Here is a 22,262-nt window from a genome sequence, read left to right on the forward strand (position 1 = left end):
GTCGGCAATTCCCAAATTGTTGGATCAGGCATAACATCAGGTCATGCCAAACCTTCGCCGGAAATTGCCGAGCGCCAACGCGCTGTTCGTGTTCGAAGCGGCCGCACGATGCGGAAACTTCACGCGCGCGGCGCAGGAGCTCTATGTGAGTCAGCCTGCCGTAAGCCGGATGCTCGCGCGCATGGAAGATCACATTGGTGTGAAGTTATTCGACCGTGTGCGGGGCGGCATCGAGCTGACCGAAAACGGCAAGATCCTCTACGCCAAGATCTCCGAAGGCTTCAGCGGCATCGAGAGTGCGATACGCGAGATCGAAGCGCGTGCGACCGGCGTGGAGACCGTCACGCTGTCGGTATCGACCGGCTTCACCACGCACTGGCTGATGCCGCGCATGAGCCGGTTGCATCAGGCGTTTCCTTCGATCGACCTGCGGTTTCAATTGATATCGGGGCGCATTAGCGGCCCGCTCGTCGATGTCGATCTCGGGATGCGCTTCGTGCATGACGAAGAGATCGACGAGAACGCCGTGCTGCTGATGCCGGAGACGCTTCTGCCGGTATGCAATGCGCGCTATCACGAGCACGCGCTAAGCGACACGGGCCGCGAGCACGGCGACACGGTCATCATCATGGACGACGAGGAGCGCGGCTGGCACGAACGCTTTCAGGCGTTTGCCTCGAAGCGGCGGCACGCGCAGAGCATGTTGAGCTTCAACGATTACGCGATCGTGGTGCAGGCCGCGCTGCTGGGCCAGGGCATCGCGCTCGGCTGGCTCACCGTGACATCGCACTGGCTCGCGCAAGGCGCGCTGGTGCCGGCCGAACAGGAACTGATCGTGACGAGCCGGCGCTGCTGCCTGCTCACGCCGCCCAACCGGCCGCTCAGGCCCATCGTCGCCCACGTGCGCGACTGGCTCATCGAGGAAACGCGCAGTGACATGCAGGTCGTCGACAGCACGTATCCAGGGCTCGGCTTGCGCGATGCGCTCAGGCAGACGGGCATCATGCTCGATTAGGCCGGCGCCGGAGCGCAGCCCACTTCTCAAATCATTTCGCAACGACTTGCTGGTCTAAGGGCGGGACAGTGCTATCGGCGCCACTTCCGCACGTGAAGCAGTCGCGATGAGCCAGCAGAGCGATTGCGCCCAGAGCGACTCCTTGAAGCGATCCCGGAAGAAACCAAAGTGCCCGACCTTCGACACCTCGAAGGTCTGCGGGTGCATGTGACAACGCTCCCAATTCACGCCCGGATAGGCAACGCACAGGCTATCGCACGCTTTCTCCGGCGCCAGGATGTCGTCCGCAAAGCTGTACGATCGCCCCGGAATATCGTGTGGCGCAAAAGGCACATCATCCAGGTAGGTCGCATCCCGGGCCCATCTCGCCCATCCAAGCGCGATGCCCTTCGGAATATCATCGCCAAGCCTCATCGCGTGGGCGGGAAAGTATCCAACGAGATGCGAAAGCGCAGGCATCGCAAAATAGCAGAGTCCGGCAAAGAAAAGACCGTGGCGCAGCGGCCAGTTTCCCCAATGGCCATGCTGCGCGCACACACAAAGTAAGCCCGATATCTGATCCGAGTTCTGCGCGAAGCCCAGGATCTGGCCACCCACGCTATGCGCCACTACCAAAAGTGGAAGCATTGGATAACTTGAGCGCAGCATGGCCACGGCGCCGACGAGGTCGAGCGCTCCCCAATCCCTGATATCGCCACGAAAGTCTCGCAGCGTACCCGGGAGCGAGTCACCGATGCCACGATAGTCGAAGCTCATCACCACCAACCCGTTCTCCGCGAGAAAGGTCGCGAAGCTATCGTAGAAATGACGCTTTACTCCCGTTGCGCTGGTCACAAGAATGGTTGCCCGAGCATCGCCCAGGCGTTCCGGCTCGAAGATCGAGGCGGCGAGACGGAGGCCATCCCGCGCATCGAACCTGAGTTGTCTTTTGCGAATGCTCACGGCAGACCGACTAGATGAACTTTCGTCCCTTGTGATCCGGCGGGACAACCAGTCCCATCCCTTCGAGGACGGATCGGGCGGCGCATGCAAAATCGTTTCGTGTCTGTTCGTTGGTGCGCTGGCGAACACCCCATTCGACCGCCACGGATGAACGTTTTGAGTTTGAGCGTCCGAACATGTCGAGGACCTCGGGCCACATGAACTCGAGCGCACGCTGAACCGCGGCGCGGCCTTCCTCCTGCTCGCAGAGTTCCGCCGTGTTCCGCCGTCCATGTTCCCGATGCCGTGACTCATCCGCGATGATCTCCGGCATGATCAGTGCCCACGGCTTGTAGCTGCTCCTCGCCATGTCCTCGATGATTTCAAGCGCGCCCCACTCCGCCAGATATGAAGTGATCGAACGCTCGGCCCATGTCTCCTTTCCTGCGAGCCAGGCCTGAGGATAGGCCGCGCGTGCCGAATCCTGCTCGAGCATGTACCCGGTGTCGACACCGATGGCATGAAGAACCTCGGCGCTGATAATGTAGTGCCGCATTTCGTCCCTGGCGCCCTCGTAGCAATACATTTTCTCGAGGGCTGTCGGTGCGATGTGAGAGATCCGGAGATATTCCGCTACCCCCATCAGTTCGCCTTCGGTATGCGCCAGCATCTGATGGAGGAGCACGTCACGGTAGTCTTGAGGCATCTCTGCCAGTTGCTGCGGAGTTTCGACGATGGTGTTCATGCTCTTTTCTCCTGTGTTCCAGGGCACTGCAATACAAGGCGGTACAGGTGGAGCGCACCGGTCTCAAAGCCCGCGGCCGACATCTTGAGAAAGCGTTGGTACTGGTCCACCTTCTCCTCCCCCGCCGCGTGGACTGCGGCGTCTCGGTTCTCTATGAGCCGGTTCAGCCAGAGCCGACAGGTCTTCGCGTAGTCGAGCCGATCGTTTCTACATTGCACGACTTCCATCACGCGATCTGCCGCCTGAAAGATCTCCCACGGGTACGGGAGGTTCGATTCGGGAAAGATCGAGTTCGTGATAAACGGATGCACCTGCTCCGCACGTAGCGCTCCCCAGGTGATCGTCTGCAAAGACATCTTTCCGCCGGGCTTCAGATTTGCCCGGCAGAACTTGAAGAAGTCGCGATACGCCCGAATCTTCTCGGTAGCTGACAACTCGAATCTGACAAAGTGTTCGAACGCGCCGATGCAAACTATTGCGTCGTACGGCGTTGGCGATGAATGGTCGCACCAGCTCTCGAGCCGGACTTCCACGTTTGGGAAAGCGTGCCCTTCAATGTACGTTTGCTGCGCGCGACTCAAAGTCAGCCCCACTGCGTGCCCGACGTCCCAGTCAGCGCAGCGTTTGAGCAGGGAGCCCCAGCCGCAGCCAACATCCAGGATCCGCCCTGCCTCCGATGCGCCAGCGCTCTCCAGGTGATAGTCGAGCTTGCGGGTCTGTGCCTGCTCGAGACCGACATCGCCCGAATCGAACATGGCCGCCGAGTAGGTCATCGTGGAGTCGAGCCATGCCGCATAGAAGTCGTTTGATACGTCGTAGTGGAACTGTATCGCGTCCGGTGAAGCACCCGGGCTGGTCTGAGCGAACTGAGTCATTGCGCCTCCTTGGTCTGGATTTTCCTGCGTGCCAACTGACGAGAATCGGGGACACGCACATCGCTTGCGGCGCCCATCAACTCGAGACTCCGAATGACCCACCAGCTGACATCGATCTGCCAGATCCTGAAGCCGTGGCGCGCGCTGCCCGGAAACGCATGATGGTTGTTATGCCACCCTTCTCCGAACGTCAACAAAGCGACGAGCAGGTTATTCGTGCTCCCGTCGTTCGAACGATAGGGTCGAGAGCCGGCGGTGTGACACACTGAATTGACCAGCCATGTCGAATGGTGAACGCAGAAAACTCGAATCAGCCCTCCCCAGATGAAAGCGGAGAACGCCCCCCGCGCCGTCCCGGTGAATGCGAAGCCAATCAAGGTCGGGATGGCCAGCGTGAGGAACATCCAGACGAGGTAAAGGCGATCGATTCTGCGAATCATCGGGTCGTCGAGCAGGTCCTTTGCGAAGTAACTTGCGCGGGCCATGTCATGGGCGAAGAACCAGCCAACATGGGCGTGAACGAGATCGATCGCACCGGCTCCGCCAAGGCGAGGCGAATGAGGGTCTCCAGCGCGATCGGCATACTGATGATGTCGACGGTGGTCGGCAACCCATCGGATCAACGGTCCCTCCACGGCGAGCGATCCGGCGATTGCGAACACGCCTCGAATCCATCGCGGGCATCTGAAACTCAGATGAGTGAAGAGTCGGTGAAATCCGACACTGATCCCGAGTCCGGTGAACACATATAGAGATACGAACAGTGCAGCGTCGAGAGCCGAGATGCCGTTCGTCCATAGCAGTCCAGCGCCGACCAGCACACCGAGGAACGGGAACCCCAGAAGACCGATCAGAATGATCCGCTCTGCGCGTAACTCGCGAGAAGTCTTAACGCGTACAGCCGAAGCATATCGTTCCGCTGCGCTCACTTTGAGCTTGCCTTGCGTGCCTGAACGTTTCGAGTTTCCGTCCATGTGCATACCCCCTTGCTCCACTCGCACCTCGCGTCGCATAACCCTGCTGCCAAGATCACCGACACATCCCTTCTGCTTCTAAAGACGAACTGAACCACCCGTGCTTCAATGATTCATCCTTCTAATCTTGCAAACTTCTGGCTGGCCATTGCCATCGACTCCCTGGCGGAAATTGCGCAAATGCGTTTTGGGCTCAAAGCCTGTAAATCGCGTCGGCAAGAGCGACTCTGAATGCCTTCTTCTGGAAAAGGATGCTGCTGACATGGCCTCCTGATAGCCACCGTATTTCAGTTCCCGACAGATGACGCAATATCATCTCGCTCGAATGCCGCGGGACGAATCTATCGTCGGTGGCAGCCACGGAAATGATTGAATCTGTAGGCTTGCCGGGAGGAAACGTGTCTACGCCCGTGAACTTGAGTAAGTCTCGAAATCTTTGTCTCGCGCAATCGATTCCACCGACACTTGATCCCAGTTTCGTCCAATCGCAACTCCGGCTGAACAAGCCCTCGGTGAATACAGGGACCCCGCTATGCGGGGCAACACACGGAACAATCGCTAGCGGGAATGATGTTAGTGCGCCCGTTACTGTCGCCAGATATCCGCCCAGGCTGACGCCGGTCACACCAATCCGGTTGTAGCCGGTGCTAAATAGCCAGACGAGCAGTGATCGCGCCTCTTCAATGGCGACGCCCCCGAGTAACAGCAGATCGGAAACGTAGTCGAGTCGCGCAGGCGTCTTTATGCCCGGGCGTCGCTTTCCCTGGAACGGATATTCGAGCATGAGCGCGCCGATTCCCTTCTTCAGCAGGGGAATCGCAATGCGGTCTTCGCGAATCGTATAGCCCTCTTCCCCTGTGGGCGCCATATGCAAGTAAATTGGGTAACACCGATCGGCGGTTGGCTGCATCAGGCGAAAGTGCGCGGTCTTACACCGACTCGGAAGAAACTCCTGAAAGAACGGTGTTTCAAACCTGCCGTCTCGGAATGCATGATCGCCACGCCGCCTCCATGGGGTCTCCCAATGAATGGTGATGTCCGCTGGAGGCAGCCCCGACAGCAGCCGCTTCTTAACGGCCTCGATCGCGCCTGGATCTCCCCAGCCTTTCGAGAAGAACGGACACGTTCTGTTCCTCGATCGTGCATTCGTGAGGTAAGCGTACAGGTTATCGAGGAAGCCTTTGTGCATAGCGGTCATGCGACCTGGCCGCAGCGTCCCGATTGGGAGCTCATTCGACGGATGGTTTTCCACGGAATTTCCTTTCCAACCTGCATTGCTAATGGAGCGCGGCAGTTGCGTGCTGACGAAACGCCAGTGCAGATTCGTGCCGGATTGCCTATCAGGGAGATGGAAGCTTTTTCCCACAGTTTTAATCTGGTCGATCAAACAGCAGCCATTTTTTAATCAGATCCGTGAACCGCGTTCGCTAGCGCACATTCTCAGAATTGACGGCCGACGCTTCTTATTCACCGGACTTTCAATTCCGCGCGCGATAGATCGTATTTCTATCAAGGCCGCGGATAACCAACAGCGTTGCGCGCCGGGACTTCAGACGTTAGCGCGTGTCGAGATGGCGCGAGATCCGCCGGCCGGAGTGCCACGCAGGAGAGCGAGCGAGGCGCGAAACATCGCAACCACATAAATAGAGGGGCGTGCTCACAGCCAATGCCGTGATCTGGTTAGAGGCTTATGCCGAGAAATCTACCCAGTGATGCAATCGTCCGCATCTTCCGGGTTGGGCGTTGGGGTCTTTTTCGGCGTTGGCTTGTTGAGAGCACATGAGCGAACGCGATCCGGGAGGCCGTGATGGCTGAGAATCAAGCTCCGGCAGCGCTTGCCCTGCCTTCCAGCGCACCCGCCGAACGACGGACCTCCCGAAAGAAACGCTGGATCATCGTTACGATCCTTGTCTGTGCGTCGCTCGTCGCGGGGCGCATGTGGTGGCACAGCCGCTATTACGAAGAGACCGAAAATGCTTATCTCGACGGCGACGTCACGCTCGTTTCTCCGCGCGTCGCCGGCACGGTGCGCGCGGTGTTCGTGCGCGACAACCAACGGGTGAAAGGCGGCGATCTGCTGCTGGAACTCGATGGGGCCGATTACGAGATCAAGGTCCAGCACGTGCTGGCGGAACTCGGCGAGATCGACGCTCACGTCAAGCAGGTCGACGCGCAAGTGCAGCAGTCGGCTGCCGAATCCGCGGCGGCCGACGCGCAGGTGTCACGAGCCGAGGTACAGGCGCGCCACTCGCGCGCGGACGCATTGCGCTATGCGTCGGTGTATGCCGAGGACATGAAGGCCGTTTCGAAACAGGAATTGGACAATGCGATCGCCGCGAGCGAGATGGCGGCATCGGAACTGCAGGCGCAGAAGGACCAGGCGTCCGCCGCTCAGGCAAAGCAAGCCTCGCTCGCCGCTTCGAGGTCGACCTTGCTCGCGCACCGGGACGTGTTGCTCGCCGATTTGCAGGAAGCCCGGCAGAATCTGGACTACAACAGGATCTATGCGCCTGTGAGCGGCCGAATCGGGAAAAAGAACGTCGAGGTCGGATCGCGAATTCAGCCAGGTGAGCAGGTGCTTGCCATCGTGCAGGACAGCGTGTGGGTCAATGCGAACTTCAAGGAGACCCAACTCGCCGGCCTGGCTCAGGGGCAGTTAGTTCAAGTCCGCATCGATGCCGTTCCCGGGCATACCTTCGTCGGCCGCATCGACAGTTTCTCTCCGGCCTCGGGCGCTCATTTCGCATTGCTTCCGCCGGACAACGCCACCGGCAATTTCACCAAAATCGTCCAGCGCGTGCCGGTCAAGATCGTCCTTGAGCCGGGTTCCGTCGGAGCCTTCAAGGACCGCCTGATGCCGGGCATGTCTGCATTGGTGGAGATCGACCTGCGGCAGGTGCAGGGAGGCTCTGACGTCAAGACTGCGGAGTCTGCTGCTGAGCGACAGACGCCGCGAGCCAGATCGCGGGGCAACGCGCTCACGCAGTCCGCCGCGCTGCCGGTCGCAACCACGAGCGCGCCGCTCACAGCGTTGAGCGCCGAGACCGCGGACGAGATGCAAAAGCGGATAGTCGAATCGGGATGGGACCAGCCGGCCAGCGCGGCCGCCGTCCGTGTGGCTGCACCGGCTCGTCATGCCGCGCAGCCGCCGATCCAGCGGCACGACTATATCCGTGTCGATGCGCCGGCAGTCGAGCACCCTTTGCGCCGGGGTGGTCCATGAAGAATCACTTCGGCGGCAGCCCGGCGCCAACAACGAGCGATCGGTCTGCCACCCGGTCCCCGGAGACTGAGGACGCCGCACTTCGGCGGACCTGGATCGCGGTCGCGGCCGCCACACTCGGCGTCTTCATGTCCATCCTGGACATCCAGATCACGAACGCCTCCTTGAAGGAAATCTTCGGATCACTGTCGGCAACGCAGGATGAGGGCTCATGGATGTCCACTGCCTATCTGGCGGCCGAAGTGACGGTCATCCCGTTGACGACTCTTTTTATGACCGTTTTCGGCCTGCGCAACTACATGCTGGCGAATTCGATCCTCTTCGTGCTCTTCTCGACCTTGTGCGGTTATGCATGGAACCTTCAGAGCATGATCGTGTTCCGGATGCTCCAGGGCCTGGCCGGCGGCGGCCTGATACCGATGGCCATGACGTTGCTATTGACGCGACTGCCGGCGACCAGGCGCACGACGGGGCTCGCCTGGATGATGCTCGCAACCACGCTCGCGCCGACGTTTGGCCCGACGATTGGCGGCATCCTGACGGGACTCTACGGATGGCCCTCCATCTTCTTTATCAACTGGGCGCCGGGCATCGTGATGGTGGCGGGTCTCGCATATGGGCTGGACCGGGGCGCGCGCAAACCGGACATCCTCCGGCAGGCGGATTGGCTGGCCATCGCGACCATGGCCACGGGACTCGTCTCGCTCATCATTTACCTCGAGGAAGGCAATACCCGCGATTGGTTCGATTCACGCTTCATTCAATTCTTCTTTTTATCGGCTTTGGTGAACCTGAGCATCTGGATCTTCCTCATGCTGTCCCGGAAAAATCCGTTCGTGAACCTCGGCTTGTTCGGGCGCCGCAATTTCGGGGTCTCTTCCATCGTTGGCACTGCAACCGGCATGGCGCTCTACGGCTCCACGTTCCTGTTGCCGCTATTCCTGGCACAGATCGCCGGCTACAACTCCCTGCAGATCGGCATGGTGATCATGTGGATGGGGCCGCCCCAGATGGTGATGATGCCCATCGTCGCCAGGTTCTCCAAGGTCTACGACAACCGGCTCATCTGCTCGCTGGGTCTGCTGCTTTTCGCGATGTCATCGTTCCTGAACTCCACCATGACGGCGGACACGGCGCGCGACCAGCTGATCGCCTCGCAGATCTTGAGGGGCCTGGGCCAGCCGATGATCGTGTTGACCTTGTCCAATTTCGCCACGGTACGAATGGAGCTGGAGAACATGTCCTCCGCCTCCAGTCTGTTCAACATGTCGAGAATCCTGGGGGGCGCGGTTGGCACGGCAATCCTGGCGACCTTGCTCACGCTGCGCGAAAGATACCATTCGGTCCGATTGGGCGAATCGGTGTCTGCATTCTCCGACGGCGTCCTGTCACGGGTCGATCTGTTGTCCTCCGCTTTTTCGCGCGACACCGCGGACACTGCTGGCACAGGCAGCCAGGCGTTCGCGGCGATATCGAACATCGTCAGACGCGAATCGTTCGTCATGGCTTATAACGATTGCTTCTTCGTGTTGAGCGTGGTTCTGGCTGCGTCCGTCGCGATCATATGGCTGTCGGACCGGGTCGTTGCGGCAGGGGCCAAATGATGGCAATCAGGAAAAAGGGCTGGCTGCTTCTCTGCTTCGTCCTGCTGCTGCAGGCCGGATGCAGTACGGGTCCGCTGACGCCAATCGAGGGACCCGTCGACACGCCTGCACGATTCAAAGGCGGCGACCCGGCCGCCGCTCCCATCCAAGGGGAATGGTGGAAGGCTTACCACGACGACGTCCTGACTGGGCTGGTCGAGGCGACGCTGCGAAACAACCCCAACCTCAATGTCGCATTCGCCAGGTTGCGGGCGGCGCGCGAGGAGGTCAAGGCAACCTCGGCCGGCTTGCTGCCGCGCATCGACGCCAACGCGGAATTCAGCTACTTGCACACGTCACCGTATACTCCGTTCGGCGAGGCGCTGGGACAGCAGTCCATCGAGGGCAGACAGTATTCGGTCGGGGCTTCGGTGGCCTGGGAGCCGGACCTCTGGGGGCGCGTGGCCAACGCTGTCGAAGTGGCCGACACCAGGGTCGTGCTCGCCAGGATAGAGATCGATTCGTACATGCTCATCCTGTGCGCCGAGGTGGTCCAGTCCTATTGGCAAATGCGCTCGGCTGAATTGGACTCGGCGATTCTGCGGGCCTTCCAGCAGTCGCGCGCAGAAACCGAGCAGGTGCTGGCGTCGCAGTACAAGGGAGGTCTGATCGGCGAACTGGAACTGGCCCGGGCACGCGCCGATGTGGCGAGCGCCGCGGCCGAACTGGCGGATGCTGGCAAGCGGCGCGACCTGAGCGAGCACAGTCTGGCGACCTTGACCGGGCGGCCGATCGCGGATTTCTCGGTGCCGCCTGCCTTTACGAATTTACAACGGGATTTCCTGCTACCCCCGCCGCCGAGGATCGCACCCGGTATGCCGGCGGACATTCTCGCGCGTCGCCCCGACCTGGCGGCGAGTGCCCAGCACATCCGGGCTGCCATCGCCGATCGGAATATCGCCGAAACGGCGTTCTATCCTTCCATCAAGCTGACGGGCAATTTCGGCTTCGCATCGATGGAGCTCCGCACGCTGCTGGAGGGCCAGCAATTTTCGCTCGGGCCCGTTGCCATTTCGCTGCCAATCTTCGATGGCGGCAGGAACAAGGCGAACCTGGCTGCGGCGGACGCACGCTACCAGGAGGCCGTGGCGTCGCACAAAAGCAAACTGCTGCTGGCGCTCAAGGAAGTCGACGATGCATTGACGGAAATCGCCGCGGGCGAAGCGGCCGTCGAGCAGCGGCAAAAGGCCCTCGACGCCGCCCGTCGTGCCGAGGCAGTCGCGCGGTTTCGCTTCGACAAGGGCCTGGCCACTTACTTCGACGTGATGGACTCGCAACGCACGATGCTCTCCATCGAAAGGGCCATGCTGCAGAACCGCACGCAGGCGCTCGTTGCGAGCGTTCAATTGGTGCGAGCCCTCGGAGGCGGCTGGAAAGCGGGCGAGGTCGTCACGCCGGCCCAGTTGTACCGATGAAGATGCCGGCTTCGAGCTTGCGGCGCTGTCGCGTCTCGCGCGAGCACATTGATCGAAAAGCGCGGCCACGTCGACGATCACGACATCCTTCGCGATCCTCCAGTGGCGATCGTTGAAGGACAGGAGCCAGTCATGACCGACGCGAGTCCACGGACGGTACCTTCGTTCCCCTACAAATTCCGCTCTCTGTGCAATCGCGATGGAGGGCTGGATCGAACCCGGCTGGACGAACGTCCCAACGATTTCTTCGGAACTGAGGACCTGCTATCGCTGGCTGACGAAGATGCGGTGCATCAGGGGGTGGTGGCCGACTGAACAACAACGGCAGACGAATTCGATCGACCGACTGAGCCAAACCGTGCCCGCACCTTCGACTGATCAGCTTCGTCGCAATGTAACGCGATCGAGTTCTGTCCGCCCGCTTCTTTCGTAGGGCGCATCTTCGTATTTCACGCTGCGCCACAGCCGTTCGACAAAGACGGTCTTGCGTCAACTCGCCGCCGATGGCGGCCGCCAAGTTGCTCTGCACTCGCGCGCCCCCGCTTCATCGAAGATTCTCGATTGACCGTGAGGTAATCGAGTCGCGCTCATGCGATCGCCAAGACTCGCGACCTGTTTGCTCGCGTTTCAGATCTATCGCAAGCTCACGCGATGCAATTGCCGCGTCGAGTAACGCGTCGTGCGGAGCATGGCAACTCGGTGCACTCTTCCCCGTAACGCCCGGTTTTGAGCGAACAGAGCGGCGAGTCAATCGACGAAAATTCGAGGTCATTGCGGTGGATGGCGATTCCGCACATAGCGCGCGAAACCGACACATCGGAATAAAGCGATTTGACAGAGAAAGCAGGAAGTCAGTAATTACTCCGAGTGGCACAGATATTTGGATCAGCTACAGTGGTCAGATCGGATCTGAATTGATAGGGCTTCTGCCATATGGACACTATTCCACAAAAAAGTGAGGGCGACGTCGAGCTCGATCTTCACCATCTGCAAGTATTCGATGTCCTCTTGACCGAACACAGCCTCACCAAAGCTGCGCGCGTACTCAATCTTTCGCAGCCCGCACTGAGCAAGACACTCGCGCGACTTCGACTGTATTTTGGCGACCCGCTTTTTGTGCGCGTTGGGCTGCGCATGGAGCCGACACCCAAGGCGCAGGAACTCACAGAACCAGTGAGATCGATATTAAAGAACATTCGCGCTCTCCGCTCGGAGTACGCATCGTTCGACCCTAAAACCTCCACGCGTAAGTTCAGCTTTTTTCTGGTCGATGCGGGGGCAATCAAGATTTTCCCAACTCTCCTGAACTACCTCGCGACGGAAGCACCGGGCATATGCGTTCAGTCGATTCCCTGCGACGCTCAGCACCTGGACCTCTGGCTCGAATCAGGCCTCGTCGATCTGGCCATCGGCTCGTTCCCTTCCCTGACAATGGGGATCCGGCGCGTGCCGCTGTGGACCGAGACCTACGTGAGCGTGACGCGCAAGGACCACCCGCGCATCGGTACTCATCCAGGCAGAGCAGAGTTTATCGCCGAAAAGCATGCGCTCGTATCGGCACTCGGTACCGGGCATGAACACCTTGCAGTCGAGCGGCTCATCGAGTCCGCGGTACCGAGCAGGAACATCGTGTGTCGCGTCCCCGTCTTTACATCGGCGGCGCTGATAGCAAAACACTCCGATGTCATTGCCACAGTGCCAAGAAGCCTCGCCGTTGCCATGTGCGACGATCTCGACCTGCAACTGGTCGAGCCGCCGATCGAACTGCCAAGACTGGAAATTGCCCAGTACTGGCACGATCGATGTCACCTCGAGCCGGGCAATCAATGGCTTCGGAATACTTTTCGCAAGCTGTTTTCGACGCCGCCCCGGTCCTAGGCAGCCAGATCCTCATTGAACGGAAACCCGCCGGGATTGCAACGCCAGCGCAACCGCACCACCAGAATGATGCGCGTACGGAATGGCTTAACCGACGGGATTCAGGACGAAATCGTAATTCAACGTGTAACCGCCTTCTGGCTGCTTGACCCAGTCCGCAACCAACGTTTGTCTAACTCCAAACACTGCGTCGGAATCCAGATATTGGTCCCCGTTTCGGAATACATGCGTGACCAGCGTCTGATAATTTTTTGCCTTGATCATGAAATGAAGGTGAGCGGGACGCCACGGGTGTCGCGCGGTAGCACGCAGCAAATCGCCCACCGGGCCATCGGCAGGAATTGGGTATGCGACAGCGACCACGGTACGAAACTCAAAACTACCGTCCGCCTGTGACCTGAGCACGCCCCTCCCCTGGTGGGTCTCGAGGTTCGGGTACTGAACGTCGTAATTGCCCGTGGCGTCGGCCTGCCAGACTTCGAGCTCCGCGCCCGCAATCGGCGCACCGTGCAGATCCTTCACGGTGCCTCGCACGAGGCAAGGCTCGCCAATGGCTCCATTGGCGATGTCAGCGCCATTTGCATACTCAGGCGCGCCCTCCACGTGGAATGGGCCAAACACGGTCGATTCCGTGCAACCTCGCGGCTTCCTGTTGTTCATCGCGACGGTCAGCATCGACAGTCCGAGCACGTCGCTCAACAGGATGAACTCCTGGCGTTTGTCGTCACACTTTTGTCCTGTCTGAGTCAGAAATGAGATCCCCGCGCGCAACTCCGCTTCGGTCAGTTTGACGTCGCGGGCGAAGTCGTGCAAATGCGTGATGAGGCTCGTGAGGATGAACTTCAAACGGGGATCCGGTGTACCGGCCAGGAGATCGAGTACTGCTTGTGTGACAGTTTGCTCGTCAAGATTGCGCATCTTTGACTCCATTGATCGTTGCATGTTTAACCGCTTTCAGGCGATAAGAATGATTCCTCACACCGCTTGCCGCGAATCGTCCAATTACATTTTCGGTCGCACTCCGTCGTAGGCGTCCTGTAGCAATTGCCTTATCGCCAATTTTTCTAGTGCCCGAGGATTGGGATATTGATTCTGCAGCGCAACCTCACATGCCTTGTCGAGATCCGACTCTTTCATTCCAATATCTTTCAGTGCCAACTGTGCGCCGCTCCTTTTCGCGAGGTCGAAAACGGCTTGGGGTGCGCTGGTGCCGTAAAGGGCACGAGCGATTCGCTCCATTGCACGCGAGGCGGCTTTCGCGTTATAGGCCAATGCGTGGGGCAAGATGATGGTATGCGTTTCCGCATGCGGCAGGTCGAAGCTACCGCCCAACGTATGGCAGAGCTTATGGTGCAGAGACATCGCCACCGCCCCTAGCACGGATCCACATAGCCATGCGCCATAGAGTGCGTCGAATCTTGCTCGCCGTACGGTTGCATCGTCGGCATCCAATGTCAGTAAAGGCAGTGCTCGTCCAATGGCGGCGATGCCCTCGCTAGCCATCAAATCCTTGATCGGATTGGCGTCCACCGCGTAAAGGCCTTCCGCCGCATGAGCAATCGCATTGATTGCGCTGCTGACGCTCATGGATACCGGCAACGAATAGGTGAGTTCGGGATCGTAGATCACCGTCTTCGGTATCACACGGCTGTCGCGACCGGTCCTTTTCAACCCAGCCTGGGTTATGCCGTAGATCGGCGTCATTTCAGAGCCGGCATAGGTCGTAGGGATAGCGAGGATCGGGAAGTCCGACTCCAGTGCGATGGCCTTTCCCAGTCCCGTCGTCGATCCACCACCGATTGCGATAGCACAGTCAGCGTCGAGACGGCGTGCTGTCTCGCGTGCTTCGCGGGCAATTTCGATAGGTACATGCATTGCCGCTTTCGCAAACACGCCCACCACCCGCACGCCGAGAATCGCTGCGATCCGCTCGGCGTCCTCCCGTTGATCAGGTGTCGCGAGTATCAGGGCGCGACGCGCGCCAAGCAGATCAACTTCCGCTTCGAGCCGGCTCAAAGCCCCGACACCGAATACAACCCGCTGAGAATGGCTCGTATAAACGAATTCGTTCATGATAGTAGTTGTCTCCGTTACCTCAGATCGACTGTCGTGGCGATCGCAGCGCAGTTCGCAAACACCTTCGCTCTATCGAGGAATTGAACGGTCATTGCGTCACCGACTGCGATCTCTGTGGTTCCGTCGACAAGCACGCGAACGGCGTGGCCGTCGCGTTCCGGCTGTTGCTCCCGAACTTGCAGGATGGCGCCGATCGATGGCGTTACGACGTCCCGCTTTTTTACCGTTCCCGCGTAGTCTCCCGCTGGGGGTAAACACATATCGGCAGGCACGGTGACGTCTATTGCACGCCAGGGAGTTTTCATCAAGCCGTATACCGTTCCAGATAATTCGTGCGGACGAGACAGCATTGCATTTGCAGCGACAATATCGCCCCGCTGAATCAACCGCCTCGTCTCGCTCGACGAACAATGCGCTCCACTCGCAATACTCGCATTCCGTTGCAGCGGCACGGGAAAGACATCGAACCCCAGCCGGGCACCGAGCTTTCCCAAATAATCTGTATCCCCCTGCCGACCTCTGCCACAGGTAAAATTCTCGCCGACGACAAGTGAGCGCATGCCCAGCATTCTCACCAGGGTTTGCTCCACGAATTCGTCTGCCGATTCCTCACTTCGCGTCCGGTCGAATCTTAGAACCACGCAATAGTCAACACGGCCAGTTGACGCCAAAAGCGACATGCGACCTTCGAGCGTCGACAAAAACGCAGGACAGGAGGCAGGACGCAATGTGGCAAGCGGATGAGGATCGAATGTGACCACGACGGTGGGAAGTTGCGAGGCCAATCCTCGTTCTCGTAACTTCCCCAGCACATGTCGATGTCCATGGTGAACGCCGTCGAACATTCCGACCGACACCACCGACGTGGATAGTCTGAATGCGCCTGGATCGGAGATGACTATCATGGAAGACTCCCGTAACCCATTCAAGCGTGAATCAAATCAGCCGGCACGCCTCTTCAAAAGAGAGCCGCGGGCTGCGAGGAAAGACCCGGGAGGGATCTCCGCGCCCGAGGCCGCAAATGAAGTTCGATTTGATCGACGTCCCGGCGAACACTGCGGCATCGACCTTCGCATTGTCGAAACCCGACATCGGCCCGCAGTCGAGACCGACGGCGCGTGCCGCCGCGATCAGATAGCCGCCCTGCAGCGTCCCATTGCGGAAAGCCGTTGTTTCGGCGAATCCGGCCTTGGCCTCGCCTTCAAACCACGTTTTTACCGTTGGATTGTGCGGAAAGAGTCGCGGCAGATCGTCATAGAAACGAGTGTCATAGCCGACCACCGCCAGCACCGGCGCCGTCATACTCTTCTCGACATTTCCCGGGCTGAGCGCCTCTTTCAGCTTTGCCTTAGCGGCTTCGCTACGCACGAACACGATCCGCGCCGGTGAACAATTGACAGACGTGGGACCCCACTTCATCAAGTCGTACACCTGCTTCAACTGCTCGTCGGACACGGGCTCCGCAAGCCATCCGTTCTGGCTACGTCCCTTGCGGAAAACGCGATCCAGGAAGTCTTCATCCACCATGGTTCTGTCACCTTCTATCAGAGAAACGGTACCGTGCCCGACGCACGGTACTCGCATTGCATGCCGTTCTTATCACCGGTGAAACCGGGTTGACCGCGCTTCAGATGGCCATGGTGCCGCTGAGTGCCAGCGATTCCTGGTGCCGTGCCGAATCAAGCGCCTTGGCGTAGTCTGCTGTCGCTTTGTAGTCGCTGTTGTCATCGGCCTCGGACTCGATTCCGCAAACGCGGCGAGCGAGCTTTGCGTATGGGCCCGAACCCGAGAATTCCGCGCGCTGCATCGTCAGCGTGCGAATTGCTTGCAGCGGCGTGCCGTTGAAATTCTCGAAAACGAACAGACGGCTGCCCCAATCGGTCAGGAACAGGTCGCGAATGACGCGACCGATTTTGAGGCGGTCATGCGGTTTGCCGACGGGGCCGCTGTTCAGGCGTTCAAACCACGGATTCAGCGTCGCATCGTTCCATTGCTTTTCGCTCGCGAATATCAGCGCACTTCGTCCGGACAGGTCGACCAGTTCGTAGATCATTTCCGAGAAGTTCTCGAGATACAGTGCGCGGCCAAAGTCGTAGACAAGAATATTCGGCTTATAGTGGCCGCCAGGCGTGTGAAAACCCAGTTCTTCCGCCGCGATGACGTGCGCCAGCATCGCCTGATGGAAACCAATGAGCTTCGCTACGCGAGTCATCACGGCTGGGATCTTGCTGGTCCCGATATGCTCGGTGATCAGCACCGCAAGGCCGGCCATCAGCTCCGCGCGCACCATCTGGCGAACCAGCGCATGGTAATGGAGCCAGTCAAAAACGCGTTGCGGATAGAGCTTCGCATGTTCTGGATTGCCGATGTGAAACACGTGCGACCACGGAATGAACACGTTCTCGAAGAGTGTCATTCCGTCGAGTTCATCGCCCTGTGAGGCCAGCGGATGTTCGATCGAATCTTCCTTCGCCACGCCTTCGCGACAGACAATCGTCACCCCCTTCGCGTTGACCGGAGTTGCCGCGAAGATAACCTGCTCACCCGGAATTCCGGGCCGGAAGAAAACGCCGATGTGAATCCAGTCGGCAAACGCGACACCGGTACCAATCGCCTTGATACCATTGACAACGATGCCCTTCTCGTTCTTTTCGACGATACGAAGACCCGGCGAGCGCGCCTGCGCATCCGGATTCGACCGGTCCATTTGCGGATCGACGAATTGCGGTGCGCAATTGAAATCGTTGTCTTTTGCGAAGTTCACGAATTTGACGATATTTTTCGCCTTGATGTAACCTTCCGCACCGATCGATTGAGTCTCCCAGGGCACGGGATCATCGAGGTAAGTCTGCAGCACGTAGTTATTCACGTCCGGACTACGGGGAAACGAGGCGCCGGCCATTTCGCGCATCACCGTTTCGTGATACTTCCTCTTACGCCGGAGTTGGTCCTTGTTGTGATGTCCGTACCATTGCATTGAACGCCGCCTTCCGTTCTCGTCGACATAGGTCAGGACGTCCTGCAGATCCGGACGGTGATGCAAATCGTAGAAATCTGCGTGGCGCTGCGCATAGTCACGCGTTTTCGGGTGCGTGGCGACGTTATCGATCTTTTCGTTTCCCACCCAGACTTGACGCCCGTCGTTCAGGGATTCGAGATATTGGCGACCGGTTCGGATCATGAGTATTCCTTTGCGTTTAAAATTGAAAAGACCGCTGGTTAACACATTGCGGGTTGAGTCGTCACATAGGCGCGCTGATAGTAAGCCAGCGGATTGCACTCGTCCGATTTAGTGGTTGCGATGACGCGGGCGAACAGAAGACTATGCGTGCCAACCTCGATCGCATCGACCAGATGACAGTCGAGCGTCATCAGTGCTTGCTTGCAATATGGTGCGCCGCTTGCGAGCGTTCCCCACTCGCTGCCGTCAAACCGTTGTTGCATCGACAGTGCACCGACTCCGGCAAAAAGCTGGGATAGTTCGCTCTGTTCAGCACCTAGCCAATTGACGGTGAGTACTCCATTCGCCTTGATGACGCCATTGGCGAAGCTCTTCCGGTTTACGCATGCCAGCACAGTCGGAGGCGTGTCGCATACTGAACAGACCGCGGAGCAGGTAACGCCAGCTTTACCATTGGGGCCATCGGTGGCCAGAATCGTCACAGGTGTGATCGCTCTGGAAAGTGCCTCCCTGAAGTCGGTCGCGCTCACGTCCGCAGCCGCCGTGGCCGGCAGGTTTCGCAGCAGCGTGGCAATTGCCGAGTGCGATGCCAACTCTCGTCTCTTCTGTGTGTTAGGCATGACGCGTGTCTCCAAATCGAATGTTATTGGGGCTGCGATTCCAGACTTTCATGGAGTGGATTGCGCCTCAAAAACCGGGAAGCGAAGAGATGCGACTCGGTACTGCTCGCCTATTCCAACCCGTCCCGGTCTACTTCATGACACGATTACAAAGTCGCGAGGTACATCTCGTGGGCACTCCCCGCAGCGACCCCGAGTTCAGCGGCGACGGCGGCCACCCCTTCTTTGGCGACCTTCAGGTCAACGCGTCCGTCTGAGGTGAAGTGCTGGCGAATGTACCGCTCGTAGTGCCGCTCCGCTTCCGTGTGGGTCAGTCGGCCCAACATCGAAGAGATGTGTTCGACTGCGAGGCTGGGTTGTTCGGCGATCGTTTTCAGGGAACGCTTGTAGGCACGTACAAGCGCCTGCAGCGCTGGGTCGTCGAGTGCGATGCGCGAGGGATCCACCGCCAGCCCCACGGTGGGTATCTGGAAGTGATCGCCAACCCATGCAAGTACAGAGAAACCCTCTTCGCCGGCGATCTGTTCAGCCGATAACGTGCTACCCACGTAAGCAGCGTCGATCGATCCGTTGCGCAGGCGTCGCAGATCCATCTGGTAGTCGCCGGGGATTCGTTCCACACACTCGACGTCGCGATCGGGATCCAATCCGTGCTTGCGCAGCACGATCCGCGCGAAGACGCCCGGAGCGGTTCGCGCCCCGTGCACCGCCAGTCGACGGCCACGTAGGTCTTCCATCGACTTCACGCCGTTAGCGCCGACGAACCAGAAGAGCGGTCGGTGCGTGTTGACGCTCAGAGCTGTCCATTGGATACCATCGGTCATTCGTGACAACAGCGCGCGGCCAAGACCGATCGTTGCACCGGCACGCACACGTTCGGTTTTCCAAACGGCGCCGTCACGCAGCGCAACGTGAACGCCTTCATCTTCGAAATATCCCTCCTGATCGGCGACATGCGCGATCAGTTCTTCGTGAATCCCAGCGCCGACATAAGTCAGATCGATTGAGAGCTTTGCCAATTTAAACTCCTGTCAGGACAATCAGACGGATTTGAAACGGTGCTTCGCTGAGTCGTGGATTTGATCCGGACGCTCGTCGTTCACTCCATTCCAAAACCGCCGCTTACGGGAAGGTAGTGCCCAGTGGTGAAGCCTGATGCGTCACTTGCCAGGTAGACCACTGTATTGGCCACTTCAGTGGGGCGCGCAAGCCGGCCCATGGGTATCGATGCGGCGATTGTCTTCAGACGTTCCGGGGAAATCAGACCCGCCGAGGTCGCGCCTTCCACTGTGGTCGGCGCAACGAGGTTGGCGGTGATTCCGTGCGACGCCAATTCGAGAGCGACATAGCGCACGAACTGGTCGAGGGCCGCCTTGGCAGTGCCCAGCGTGATCATTCCGCCACGCGGTCGGCGCGACAGCAGGGCACTCAGATAGATCAGCCGCCCATGTCCACGAGACATCATGCCCGGCACAACGGCCTTGGTTACGAGAAAGGCGGCACGCAGTTCAGTGTCCAACTTGCCACCGAGCTGTTCCCAGCTAAGGTCGGCGAACGACGTGACGTCGTACGGTGTGAGCGCGTTGTGTACAAGAACGTCGACTCCGCCCCAGCGCTCACTGATCCGCTGGAGCATGTCGGAGACATCGTCGGGTCTGGTTACGTCGGCTTTAATCGCCATCGCTTCTCCGCCGCCGGCAGCGATCGCAGCCACGACATCATCGGCCTGCGGCGCGCTATTGCGATGGTTGACGACGACTTTGTAGCCTTGCTGTGCCAAAGCGGTCGCAATAGCTGCGCCGATACCGCGGCTTGCCCCGGTGATTAGTGCGACAGCCATGAGATCACCTCCGTTTCAAGACTGATTGGATATTCATTGCTGGAGCACGTGCATGGCTCCCCGTGAAGAAAATATGTTACGAACATGAGTGAAACGACTCCTCTCTCTGGTCAGTAATGATGCGTCGCCCAACAACTCAGTATTCCGAAAGTACAGACACTTATTTCACTCACTGCATCGCAAGTTCATTACGTGCCTCTCTGTTATCTACAGTACCTCGTTCGGATTTCCAGCTCTACGGGCGCGGCGTCATAGACACTATTCCGTAGCAGAATGCGGCTTGCGTTGCTCGTCAGGGTTCGATGATTGGCGGGATGATTCGATTGCGAATACGACGTACCGCGTGCCCTCGACCAGATATCGTCATTGGAACGGCACGTAGACCTGCAGCCAGACCCGATTTCCCTCCGGCCGGTTGCGGACCAGCATTTCGCGCTGGTACTTGAGTGCCACAGAGAACTTCCGGTTGCCGTACGCAATGGAGGGGCCGACCGCAAATGCCTGCCCGCGGTTGCCATTGCCATTGACTGACTGCCCGTGCTGCGTATCGTCCGTGACCTGTTTGTAGAAGTAGCCGCTCACCCCGAGCTGCCACATTGGCGTGAAGCGATACCCCGCGCTGTAGTCGACGATAAATTCATTCCCGGAGTGATAGTCGGTTGCGTGATTGACGGAATTCACGCTGTACAGTGCCCGCGCACTGAATTCGATTTTCGGTGTCGGCAACCATGTAACGGCGTAATTCGGCTGCATCGAATAGTAGTTGCGACCTGGATTCACTAGCCGGCCTGGGTCGTAACTGCCTGTCGGAAGAAAGAATTCAAGGCCTGCCACCTGATGGAGATTGCCGACATGCCACCCGAGGAACAACGGCCCAACGGTCATATCGGACAGACCCGTCGCGTGGCCACTCTTGTAGACCGAACCTTTTGGCGTTAATGCGTCGAAGTGCATATCGAGATTCACGAATGGTATGTTGGTCCGTGACTCGAGCGTAGCGCCGAACAATGTCACGTCTCGCCAGACATGCGACAAGCGGAATGCCGCAGCCTGTGCATGAAGTGAAAAATTCGATACGCTGCTTGACGGGTCACCATTGTTTCCTTCGAAAGTCGTCGCTTCGTAATCCTGCAGGTAAACATAAATGTGGTTACCAGGCGCGGGCTGAATGCCCGGAAGCAACGTGTTCACGCCGACGGGATAATTGGTCCCGCCTCCTTCCGTCGCATGGACGGCATCCACCCAGCAGCATGATGTAACCGCGCCGCTCGCTATAAGCGGGATGCCGACACAGCGACGGAATCCGCGAGACTCGAAAAAAGGCATACCTTCCCCTTCGCGCCCGGCGGGAACGCACGGCGCCGTTGGTGTATCTCACTGGTTGGACTGAAAATGAAGTGCCCTAAAGAAAGCGTGCGTATCGCCCGTCAGCCGGAAAGTCCAAAACGGCGTGTACGCTTTCTCTAACGAGAGGCACTAGATTGCGCCTGAAAGACGCGGTGGGATTCGGTTCCCGTGGCCGGAGATCTGGCAATCGGGTGGAGGCAGCGCATCGGGGAGACACTGTTCACCTGTCGGGAGGTTTGTGCGGCGGTTACTCGCCGCAGTCTCGACTGCACCTGAATGTCGACGTGAAGCGCAGAACAACGCGTACTCGTGCTTGAGTCCGCGGGGCGGCTTTTGTCGTGATAGTTTGGCGTAGGACATTTCACTTCTCCCGGTATCGGACAGACCAACTACCCGCCCGCAATGGAGAAGGCTCGGGATTTGGCAGGGGCACCGTGTATTCCGAACCGTCGCTGTTGGACTACATTAGGGCCGCCAAATTAATCGCTCTATAGACGCGACGTCATAGA

General features: G+C 59.0%; 20 protein-coding genes. 6 read left to right on the forward strand and 14 right to left on the reverse strand.

Features of this window, described 5'->3' with window-relative positions:
* The first annotated feature begins 43 nt into the window (after positions 1-43).
* Complete coding sequence (locus EVC45_RS07825) at positions 44-1,015, forward strand: LysR family transcriptional regulator (protein ID WP_129957436.1); 972 nt, start codon at positions 44-46, stop codon at positions 1,013-1,015.
* A 54-nt stretch (positions 1,016-1,069) separates the two neighbouring features.
* On the opposite strand, the gene EVC45_RS07830 is transcribed toward EVC45_RS07825, so the two are convergent.
* The 5 genes from EVC45_RS07830 to EVC45_RS07850 form a co-directional block, all read right to left on the reverse strand.
* On the reverse strand, positions 1,070-1,957 hold the full coding sequence (locus tag EVC45_RS07830) for a serine aminopeptidase domain-containing protein (RefSeq protein ID WP_168991425.1): 888 nt from the start codon (positions 1,955-1,957) through the stop codon (positions 1,070-1,072).
* A 10-nt stretch (positions 1,958-1,967) separates the two neighbouring features.
* Entirely contained in the window at positions 1,968-2,681 is a 714-nt protein-coding gene (locus EVC45_RS07835) for a Phenylacetic acid catabolic protein (RefSeq protein WP_129957438.1), read from the reverse strand.
* Positions 2,678-3,556, reverse strand: coding sequence for a cyclopropane-fatty-acyl-phospholipid synthase family protein (locus EVC45_RS07840; protein ID WP_129957439.1), 879 nt, complete (start codon positions 3,554-3,556; stop codon positions 2,678-2,680). Before EVC45_RS07840 ends, EVC45_RS07835 begins: the two co-directional genes overlap by 4 nt.
* Entirely contained in the window at positions 3,553-4,530 is a 978-nt protein-coding gene (locus tag EVC45_RS07845; RefSeq protein WP_211193387.1) for a fatty acid desaturase, read from the reverse strand. Before EVC45_RS07845 ends, EVC45_RS07840 begins: the two co-directional genes overlap by 4 nt.
* Positions 4,531-4,723: 193 nt before the next feature.
* Complete coding sequence (locus tag EVC45_RS07850) at positions 4,724-5,917, reverse strand: alpha/beta hydrolase family protein (RefSeq protein ID WP_129957441.1); 1,194 nt, start codon at positions 5,915-5,917, stop codon at positions 4,724-4,726.
* Between the two features lie 420 nt (positions 5,918-6,337).
* Between EVC45_RS07850 and EVC45_RS07855 the strand changes: the two genes are divergently transcribed.
* The 5 genes from EVC45_RS07855 to EVC45_RS07875 all read left to right on the forward strand — a co-directional run bounded on the left by EVC45_RS07855 (position 6,338) and on the right by EVC45_RS07875 (position 12,689).
* Positions 6,338-7,753 (forward strand): HlyD family secretion protein, encoded by a 1,416-nt coding sequence (locus tag EVC45_RS07855; protein ID WP_129957442.1) that lies wholly within the window; start codon positions 6,338-6,340, stop codon positions 7,751-7,753.
* Positions 7,750-9,357: a DHA2 family efflux MFS transporter permease subunit gene (locus tag EVC45_RS07860; protein WP_129957443.1), complete on the forward strand. Its 1,608-nt coding sequence runs from the start codon at positions 7,750-7,752 to the stop codon at positions 9,355-9,357. Before EVC45_RS07855 ends, EVC45_RS07860 begins: the two co-directional genes overlap by 4 nt.
* Positions 9,354-10,811 (forward strand): efflux transporter outer membrane subunit, encoded by a 1,458-nt coding sequence (locus EVC45_RS07865; protein ID WP_168991427.1) that lies wholly within the window; start codon positions 9,354-9,356, stop codon positions 10,809-10,811. Before EVC45_RS07860 ends, EVC45_RS07865 begins: the two co-directional genes overlap by 4 nt.
* Before the next feature lie 48 nt (positions 10,812-10,859).
* Positions 10,860-11,126 (forward strand): hypothetical protein, encoded by a 267-nt coding sequence (locus tag EVC45_RS07870; RefSeq protein ID WP_129957445.1) that lies wholly within the window; start codon positions 10,860-10,862, stop codon positions 11,124-11,126.
* A gap of 618 nt (positions 11,127-11,744) precedes the next feature.
* The gene (locus EVC45_RS07875; protein WP_129957446.1) at positions 11,745-12,689 is read left to right on the forward strand and encodes a LysR family transcriptional regulator; all 945 of its coding nucleotides are present in this window, start codon (positions 11,745-11,747) and stop codon (positions 12,687-12,689) included.
* An 87-nt stretch (positions 12,690-12,776) separates the two neighbouring features.
* On the opposite strand, the gene EVC45_RS07880 is transcribed toward EVC45_RS07875, so the two are convergent.
* The 9 genes from EVC45_RS07880 to EVC45_RS07920 form a co-directional block, all read right to left on the reverse strand.
* Positions 12,777-13,607, reverse strand: a complete 831-nt coding sequence (locus EVC45_RS07880) for an intradiol ring-cleavage dioxygenase (RefSeq protein WP_129957447.1) — start codon at positions 13,605-13,607, stop codon at positions 12,777-12,779.
* Between the two features lie 84 nt (positions 13,608-13,691).
* A complete protein-coding gene (locus tag EVC45_RS07885; protein ID WP_129957448.1) occupies positions 13,692-14,762 on the reverse strand; it encodes a maleylacetate reductase in 1,071 nt (356 codons plus the stop codon).
* Positions 14,763-14,779: 17 nt separating this feature from the next.
* Positions 14,780-15,670, reverse strand: coding sequence for an FAD synthetase family protein (locus EVC45_RS07890; protein ID WP_129957449.1), 891 nt, complete (start codon positions 15,668-15,670; stop codon positions 14,780-14,782).
* 31 nt (positions 15,671-15,701) lie between these two features.
* Positions 15,702-16,292: a malonic semialdehyde reductase gene (locus EVC45_RS07895; RefSeq protein ID WP_129957450.1), complete on the reverse strand. Its 591-nt coding sequence runs from the start codon at positions 16,290-16,292 to the stop codon at positions 15,702-15,704.
* Between the two features lie 100 nt (positions 16,293-16,392).
* The gene (locus EVC45_RS07900) at positions 16,393-17,946 is read right to left on the reverse strand and encodes a 4-hydroxyphenylacetate 3-hydroxylase family protein (protein WP_129957451.1); all 1,554 of its coding nucleotides are present in this window, start codon (positions 17,944-17,946) and stop codon (positions 16,393-16,395) included.
* A gap of 38 nt (positions 17,947-17,984) precedes the next feature.
* On the reverse strand, positions 17,985-18,566 hold the full coding sequence (locus EVC45_RS07905; RefSeq protein WP_129957452.1) for a flavin reductase: 582 nt from the start codon (positions 18,564-18,566) through the stop codon (positions 17,985-17,987).
* Between the two features lie 146 nt (positions 18,567-18,712).
* Entirely contained in the window at positions 18,713-19,585 is an 873-nt protein-coding gene (locus tag EVC45_RS07910; RefSeq protein WP_129957453.1) for an ABC transporter substrate-binding protein, read from the reverse strand.
* Positions 19,586-19,665: 80 nt separating this feature from the next.
* Complete coding sequence (locus tag EVC45_RS07915; protein ID WP_129957454.1) at positions 19,666-20,406, reverse strand: SDR family NAD(P)-dependent oxidoreductase; 741 nt, start codon at positions 20,404-20,406, stop codon at positions 19,666-19,668.
* Positions 20,407-20,769: 363 nt separating this feature from the next.
* Positions 20,770-21,732, reverse strand: coding sequence for a transporter (locus EVC45_RS07920; RefSeq protein WP_129957455.1), 963 nt, complete (start codon positions 21,730-21,732; stop codon positions 20,770-20,772).
* Between the last annotated feature and the right edge of the window lie 530 nt (positions 21,733-22,262).

Source organism: Paraburkholderia sp. UYCP14C, assembly GCF_004197395.1.
GTDB lineage: Bacteria > Pseudomonadota > Gammaproteobacteria > Burkholderiales > Burkholderiaceae > Paraburkholderia.

Excerpts from the sequence above, each read along its gene's own strand:
- EVC45_RS07900 (WP_129957451.1), bottom strand. The coding sequence starts at position 17,946 with ATGATCCGAACCGGTCGCCAATATCTCGAATCCCTGAACGACGGGCGT.
- EVC45_RS07905 (WP_129957452.1), bottom strand. The coding sequence starts at position 18,566 with ATGCCTAACACACAGAAGAGACGAGAGTTGGCATCGCACTCGGCAATT.
- EVC45_RS07860 (WP_129957443.1), top strand. The coding sequence starts at position 7,750 with ATGAAGAATCACTTCGGCGGCAGCCCGGCGCCAACAACGAGCGATCGG.
- EVC45_RS07875 (WP_129957446.1), top strand. The coding sequence starts at position 11,745 with ATGGACACTATTCCACAAAAAAGTGAGGGCGACGTCGAGCTCGATCTT.
- EVC45_RS07845 (WP_211193387.1), bottom strand. The coding sequence starts at position 4,530 with ATGGACGGAAACTCGAAACGTTCAGGCACGCAAGGCAAGCTCAAAGTG.
- EVC45_RS07835 (WP_129957438.1), bottom strand. The coding sequence starts at position 2,681 with ATGAACACCATCGTCGAAACTCCGCAGCAACTGGCAGAGATGCCTCAA.
- EVC45_RS07895 (WP_129957450.1), bottom strand. The coding sequence starts at position 16,292 with ATGGTGGATGAAGACTTCCTGGATCGCGTTTTCCGCAAGGGACGTAGC.
- EVC45_RS07920 (WP_129957455.1), bottom strand. The coding sequence starts at position 21,732 with ATGCCTTTTTTCGAGTCTCGCGGATTCCGTCGCTGTGTCGGCATCCCG.
- EVC45_RS07840 (WP_129957439.1), bottom strand. The coding sequence starts at position 3,556 with ATGACTCAGTTCGCTCAGACCAGCCCGGGTGCTTCACCGGACGCGATA.
- EVC45_RS07915 (WP_129957454.1), bottom strand. The coding sequence starts at position 20,406 with ATGGCTGTCGCACTAATCACCGGGGCAAGCCGCGGTATCGGCGCAGCT.
- EVC45_RS07865 (WP_168991427.1), top strand. The coding sequence starts at position 9,354 with ATGATGGCAATCAGGAAAAAGGGCTGGCTGCTTCTCTGCTTCGTCCTG.
- EVC45_RS07890 (WP_129957449.1), bottom strand. The coding sequence starts at position 15,670 with ATGATAGTCATCTCCGATCCAGGCGCATTCAGACTATCCACGTCGGTG.
- EVC45_RS07855 (WP_129957442.1), top strand. The coding sequence starts at position 6,338 with ATGGCTGAGAATCAAGCTCCGGCAGCGCTTGCCCTGCCTTCCAGCGCA.
- EVC45_RS07880 (WP_129957447.1), bottom strand. The coding sequence starts at position 13,607 with ATGCGCAATCTTGACGAGCAAACTGTCACACAAGCAGTACTCGATCTC.
- EVC45_RS07885 (WP_129957448.1), bottom strand. The coding sequence starts at position 14,762 with ATGAACGAATTCGTTTATACGAGCCATTCTCAGCGGGTTGTATTCGGT.
- EVC45_RS07825 (WP_129957436.1), top strand. The coding sequence starts at position 44 with ATGCCAAACCTTCGCCGGAAATTGCCGAGCGCCAACGCGCTGTTCGTG.